Raw genomic sequence first — 6,282 nt, 5'->3', positions numbered from 1 at the left:
TATTCATGCTGTTGTGTGGTAACAAGCCTAATTGCACGTTCACGAAATTCTGATGTATAGCGATTTGATTTTTTCATAGTTCCAGTTTCTCAAGTTATTGAGTCTCTGGCAAACACGGGGCGATTCAGCCCTTATTCTCTCTTGTGCAGTATTGAAACTTAGGCGTTTAGCTTTGTCCTTAGTTGTTACTCTATCGCACAAATGTTTGTGATAGCGCCAAACAGGTAACCGTGAAATATCATCGTCTACTGACTGCCTAGAAAGTGGTGCGGCAATAACCTCAAAATAAGATGCACCATCTTTAATGAGCCAGTCCAGAAACGCTTTTAAATGCTTAGCTATACCACGAACAGTTTTTACGTCTAACCGCTTACCTGGTTGACTAGCGTAATAAGCGTCGCTAAAAGCTTCACTTCCCCTTTGATTTTTCTTAAGACTGAAGTGGCCTTCAAAACGGTGGCTCAAGAACAAGTTCATTTCTTGGCATTCGGTAATACGATCAGGATGATATAGCAGAGGGAAGCTTAGTTCTTTTTTGTTATGGCGATATGAATGAGCTCTGATGCCATCTACAATCTGAATAGGTTCTCCTGCTTTATCCAGATGAAAATACATTCCTTTTCCAAAATTGACAGGTTTATTAATAATTTTAGATTTTGTTGTAGTTGATGCAATCATGCTTATTCACCTCTGGGTAAATCTTATTTGTAAAAACTTTTTTATTCAAGGCTCTTTTAGGTATGATAGTATGGTATCAGTTCGGGGGTGATTTTAGATGAAAGCCAAAACTTGACGGCGTCTCAGCTCAAAACCATTATTACCCGCTGCGGTGAAGGAACTAAACTCATTTGTACCGGAAATTTAGCTCAAATAGACAGTAATTACTTAACCGCAGTTACCTCAGGGCTTACTTATATTGTAGAGCGGTTTAAGCATTTTGAAGGCGGTGCTACTGTTAATCTTAATGGTGTGGTAAGAAGCCGACTAGCGTCGTTTGCCGAGGAGAATTTATAACTTGCGCTTAACACCTTGGCTCGATAGTCTACTGTTTGATTTTTGAGCCAATAATTGGGCGAGTCGTTGAATTTTTTACCGTTAAAACATTATCACCGCTCTGTTTTTGTGGCGTTAGCACTGCCTTTATTAGTGGCCTCTTTTTTGTGTTTGCATTTTTATAATATAAAAATGGAACGCGCAATAACAAAAAAGACCACTGATTTTAATGCATTATCGGCGCAGCTTGATCATGATATGCAAGCAATGAGTGATTTGCTTGATGAAATGTTTGCTATGTATAACAAGCAAACTTTTCTTGTAGAAAATCATAGTCTCACAGCAAACATTAACCAATATGAGCATTACTACTATCGTCAATTTGACCATTTAAACGGTGAAATTGTAGGTAAAGGTCAGTTTAGTTCTTCTGAGTCGGCACTGTTACAGTGGCAGCAGGTAATATCGCTTGCACCCTCTTTTAATACCACCTTAGCGCTGCTTTCATCTGTGCATTCTGTTGCGTATGTTGATGAACGTGGGTTTGCATACTTAACTCGGCGCGACAATACTCAAAATAATATATTTACCCCGCTATTGAATGGCGACTTTAAACCCTTACCGTCAGCAGCGAAATTGGCTTCGAGTGCAGTCATTAATCTGGGTAATAAAGCATATTTTGCGATTGGCCGTCAGCGTGAGCGAAATTCTTCTGATTATATTATTTTAATTTATGACTTGCAGGCCATCTCTGGCTGGTTAAACAAAATCACCTCTAAGCAAGGTGAGTATGTTTTTATTAATCAAGCAAATCAAATTATTGCCAGTTCACAGCAGTCAATTAACCAAGCAATAAATTTTTCGACATACTGGCCTCAAATTAATACGCGCTCACCAAAGCGTACAACCCTGTCTGAACCGCTTTTTTTAATTCAACCCTCAGATCAAACCCCGATTCATTTAGGATTTCTTGCTGATGAGCAAACACTGACCAGCAGCCTTGTGCAAGAAGTCGTGTTGGAGTTTATTTCATTAGCGTTATTTTTATGCTTGATGTTTTATGTCTTTTTTTGGTTAAGCAAGCGTATATTTATCAGACCTATGACAGAGCTAATGCGTTACTTAGAACATCATAACGATGACAACTCGGGATATTTAAATTACAAAATACCATTAAATTGGCAACCTTGGTTTGCTAGGGTGAAAGCTATTTTTGCGAAAAATGAACGTTTAGTTATTTCATTGCAAAATGCTAATAAAAAGTTAGATGAGCAGGTGCAGCTCAAATCTGAAAAATTAAAACATAGCGACCAAGCAAAAGAGCGGCATTTAGCCCTGCTAAATACAGTACTTAACAGCGTGCCTGACTTTATATATTTTAAAAATACAGACGGCACCTTTTTAGGTTGTAATAAAGCATTTGAGCAGTTTATAGGTAAGAGCCAAAGCGAACTTATTGGTCAACAGGTGCACAGTGTTAGTCACAACTACGAGCAAATTAAGCTGCTGGAACAGCAAGCATTACAGCATAAAATGCAAATTCAGCAGCGTATAGACGTTGCTAAGCAAACTTATCAGTTAACGATTGCTCCGTTTTATGATGAACAGCGCCAATTGCTAGGCACAATGGGAATTGGTCGCGATATTACTGCGCAGCAACATACTCTATATGCATTAAAAGAGTCGGAATCTAAATTTAGAAGTGCCATTGAATTTGCTGCTAATGGGGTGTTTTTACTTTCACTTGAGTACGCTATTTTACAGGTTAATAAAGCCGCGCGAAAACTGTTTACCAAACATCATCAATTAACAGATACCCCGTTTGATACACTATTTAGTGACACGCAGTGGCAAGAACTCGAAGCCTTACTGCAGCAACTACTGCACAACAAAAAACAGGTGTTTCATTTAACTTTTGCGCACACTCAATTAAATGCTTGGTTGCAGTTGAGTATGTCATTAATTTGGAATGAGAATGCTCAGCCGCTATATTATGTTATTCATATTCAAGATGTTACTGAGCTGACTAAAGCCAAAGATGATGCAGAGCGAGCCACTTTGGCTAAAAGTCGCTTTATTGCTAATTTAAGCCACGAAATACGTACTCCCCTCAATGCCATACTTGGGTTACTAGATATGTTAGCAGAGCATGGATTAACGCAGCGACAATTGCAACAGACCAGCCAAGCGACGTATGCAGCCAATAATTTATTACAAATGCTAAATAGTATGCTTGATTTTGCGCGTGTTGAAAGTAATGAAGCAACGCTGCAATTAGCGCCATTATGCCTAGTTGATTTGATTGATACCTGCGAAAGCTTAATTTTGCCTTTATGCCAAGCTAAACAGATACAGCTACAAATTGATATCGATCCACATATTTCCCCCTTTTTAGTTGGCGACACAATTCGTTTGCAACAAGTGTTGGGTAACTTATTAACCAATGCCGTTAAATTTACTCCTGCAGGCAACGTGACATTAAAAATGCAGTTACAGCCAAGTAGCCGTGATGAGTTACAGCGTATCTGTTTTAGAGTTATAGATACTGGTGAGGGAATTGCTCAAGCTGATCAGCGCCGTTTATTTGATGCCTTCACCCAAGGCGATGAATCATCCACTCGTCAACATCAAGGGGTGGGTTTAGGGCTGGCGATTGTAAAACACAGTGTGGCATTAATGGGCGGGGAGATTTCACTGAATAGTGATAAAGGACAAGGTTGCCACTTTTACTTCACGCTCGATTTAGCGACCGATACTAGCAAGCTTGGCTGTGATGAAAATAAGTTATTAGTTATTACTAGCGCTAAAAGTACGTTACTTAATCAAGTAATTAAAGCGCATCCTGTTATTAATAACCAAACGCTTAATAGGGCAATCGCTGAGCCAGAATGTTTGCTGCAAGCGCACACAATAATCATTGATGCGTGTGAGCTGTCGGCCTTTTTAACACCAAAAATAAAAACAACACTGCGCACAGCTACTATTTCAGTTGTTGTAATTGTGAATAATCAAGACGAACAGCCACCAATAAATGACTCTTTTATTACCCAGTTCTTACCCTCAAGTGCACTTGCACAGCGATTACTTAATTTAAGATCGCAAAAAATAACGAAGGTAATTGAAAATAAAGCGCAAAAACCACGTGATAAAGTCGCAGGGATATTAGTATTAGCGATAGACGATAATCCATTGAACCTTGATATTATTAGCAGTATTTTGAGTCAAGCCGGAGTAAATATTGTTACGACCAATGACCCGCAAAAAGGGATTGAATTGGTGAGTGTATTACGCCCCGACTTAGTTTTAATGGATATTCAAATGCCCAATATTGATGGCTATCAAGCGACTGAGATAATACGCCAACAGTTTGACGCTCAGCAATTACCTATTTTTGCATTAACTGCGCATAGTGAACCAGCCGACATTGAGCGTTCACTCAATGGTGGGATGAATAAACATTTAACTAAGCCTGTGGTTGCGCCAGTTTTATTTACAGCAATGGCTAGTCTTGGTATCACAGCGCCTCGTTTTTTTGATAAAGCCTTTGCTTTGTCTCAGTTTGACGATGATCACTCTTTACTGCACAGTATGTTGGACAAGTTAGCGACATTAAGTGAGTCATATTCAGCTGAGCTTCAAAACAACAACCCTAGTATTGAAATGGTACGCTTAGTGCATAGTTTAAAAGGGATAGCAGGAAATTTAGGTTTTAACCGATTATTATTGTGTGCTCAACACACTGAGCAGGTATTAAAAGCGGGCGGCGAGCACGCCGCAGCTGCAATTAAAGAATTAATAATACAGTTAGAGCAAGTGCAAATTTATATAAAAAGTTTAGATGTAAGCAATGATAAATAAAGCAAAAATATTAATCGTAGATGACGATGCGCTTAACCGAATCATTTTAGAAAAAACCTTAAGTGATGAGCATGAGATTTACTTAGTGACAAGTGGTGAAGAGGCGTTGGCATTTGTTAAGCACACACAAGTAGATTTAATTATTTTAGACATCATGATGCCTGGCATGAATGGTTACGACGTGCTGGTGGAACTTAAAGAAAGCAGTTTAAGCCATGCCATCCCCATTATTTTTATCTCAGCGAATAGCTCCCATGAAGACGAAGCAAAAGGCTTAGAGTTAGGCGCAATGGATTACATTGTTAAGCCATTTTGTGCCTCAATTGTTAAAGTGCGTGTGCGCAACCAATTACTCATTAAGCAAAAAAACGATTTATTAGAAATGCTTGCGTCTATTGATGGTTTAACAGAAATACCGAACAGACGTTATTTAGATGAAAATTTAGAGCGAGAGTGGCGAAGAAGTAAGCGTAATAACTCCTCCATGTGTGTATTGCTTATCGATATTGACCACTTTAAGCGCTATAACGACTGTTACGGTCATCGTGCTGGCGATGAGTGTTTAAAAACAGTGGCGCAAACGTTAGCTGCGCAATGTGAGCGCGGCAGTGATTTTGTTGCCCGCTATGGCGGAGAAGAGTTTGTAGCAGTATTACCAGAAACCAATAAGCAAGGTGCTATTGCGTTTGCTAATAAATTACGTAAAGCCATTAATGATTTGAATATAGAACACAATGCATCGCTAAATGCTTCACATATTACTATCAGCATTGGTATTGCTTCAAGTGAGAGCAGTCAAGCATACACCGAGAAAGCGTTGTTAGAAGAGGCTGACTCAGGCTTATATAATGCTAAGAAATTAGGGCGCAATCAAATTAGCGCCCAATAGTATTTGCGATGGCTTAATTTGTCAGCATCAATAACGCTGAACTACCAATACCCACTAATTTATCATTTTTGAAAACGAGCGGTGTACATTCATCTTTGGTCATTTTTCCATCTGAATGAATGCTGTGTGTTGCGTAGAACAAGACTTGGTAAACATCATCCTGTTTTTTTAATAATTCAGTGAAGTTAGGTGTTTTTAGTTGGTTTAATACCGACTGATACGAGCTATCCATTGCCAAGCCTGAAATGATTTCACGATTGTTTTTATGTGTTGCCTGCCAACTTGAAGAGCTATTACCTGCCCAATGACCCTCTGCTTCGCCATCTGATACAGCGATTACACAACCCGTTAAAAAAGGAGCGGTAAGTGCAGCGATTAAAAGTGTTTTTTCATTTTTTATTACCCTAGATGATTAATTAAGATTAATACAGCAAAGACTAAGCCAGTTTTTAAATCTTTAAAAATCAATGGGTTGATTTTGTTGTGCGTGGTGGGTTAGTGGCTTTTTTAAAATATAAATCTAAAAAGCCACTTTTTAGTAA

General features: G+C 38.8%; 4 protein-coding genes and 1 pseudogene. 3 read left to right on the top strand and 2 right to left on the bottom strand.

Annotated elements, in window-relative coordinates:
• Window positions 1-39: 39 nt before the first annotated feature.
• Window positions 40-678: a hypothetical protein gene (locus BW139_RS01850; protein ID WP_254844936.1), complete on the bottom strand. Its 639-nt coding sequence runs from the start codon at window positions 676-678 to the stop codon at window positions 40-42.
• A gap of 87 nt (window positions 679-765) precedes the next feature.
• Between BW139_RS01850 and BW139_RS01845 the strand changes: the two are divergent.
• The 3 genes and pseudogenes from BW139_RS01845 to BW139_RS01835 all read left to right on the top strand — a co-directional run.
• A pseudogene (locus BW139_RS01845) lies at window positions 766-1,014 on the top strand (PhoH family protein); the annotation flags it as partial.
• Between the two features lie 66 nt (window positions 1,015-1,080).
• Window positions 1,081-4,851, top strand: coding sequence for a PAS domain-containing hybrid sensor histidine kinase/response regulator (locus BW139_RS01840; RefSeq protein WP_076918472.1), 3,771 nt, complete (start codon window positions 1,081-1,083; stop codon window positions 4,849-4,851).
• A complete protein-coding gene (locus BW139_RS01835; RefSeq protein WP_076918460.1) occupies window positions 4,841-5,740 on the top strand; it encodes a diguanylate cyclase in 900 nt (299 codons plus the stop codon). The genes BW139_RS01840 and BW139_RS01835 overlap by 11 nt, the downstream gene beginning before the upstream one ends.
• Window positions 5,741-5,753: 13 nt before the next feature.
• On the opposite strand, the gene BW139_RS01830 is transcribed toward BW139_RS01835, so the two are convergent.
• A complete protein-coding gene (locus BW139_RS01830; RefSeq protein WP_076918459.1) occupies window positions 5,754-6,140 on the bottom strand; it encodes a DUF3192 domain-containing protein in 387 nt (128 codons plus the stop codon).
• Between the last annotated feature and the right edge of the window lie 142 nt (window positions 6,141-6,282).

It is taken from the genome of Pseudoalteromonas sp. SK18 (genome assembly GCF_001974855.1).
GTDB lineage: Bacteria > Pseudomonadota > Gammaproteobacteria > Enterobacterales > Alteromonadaceae > Pseudoalteromonas.
The sequence above is the reverse complement of the archived record's forward strand: the minus strand, read 5'-3'. Positions and strand labels throughout refer to the sequence as shown.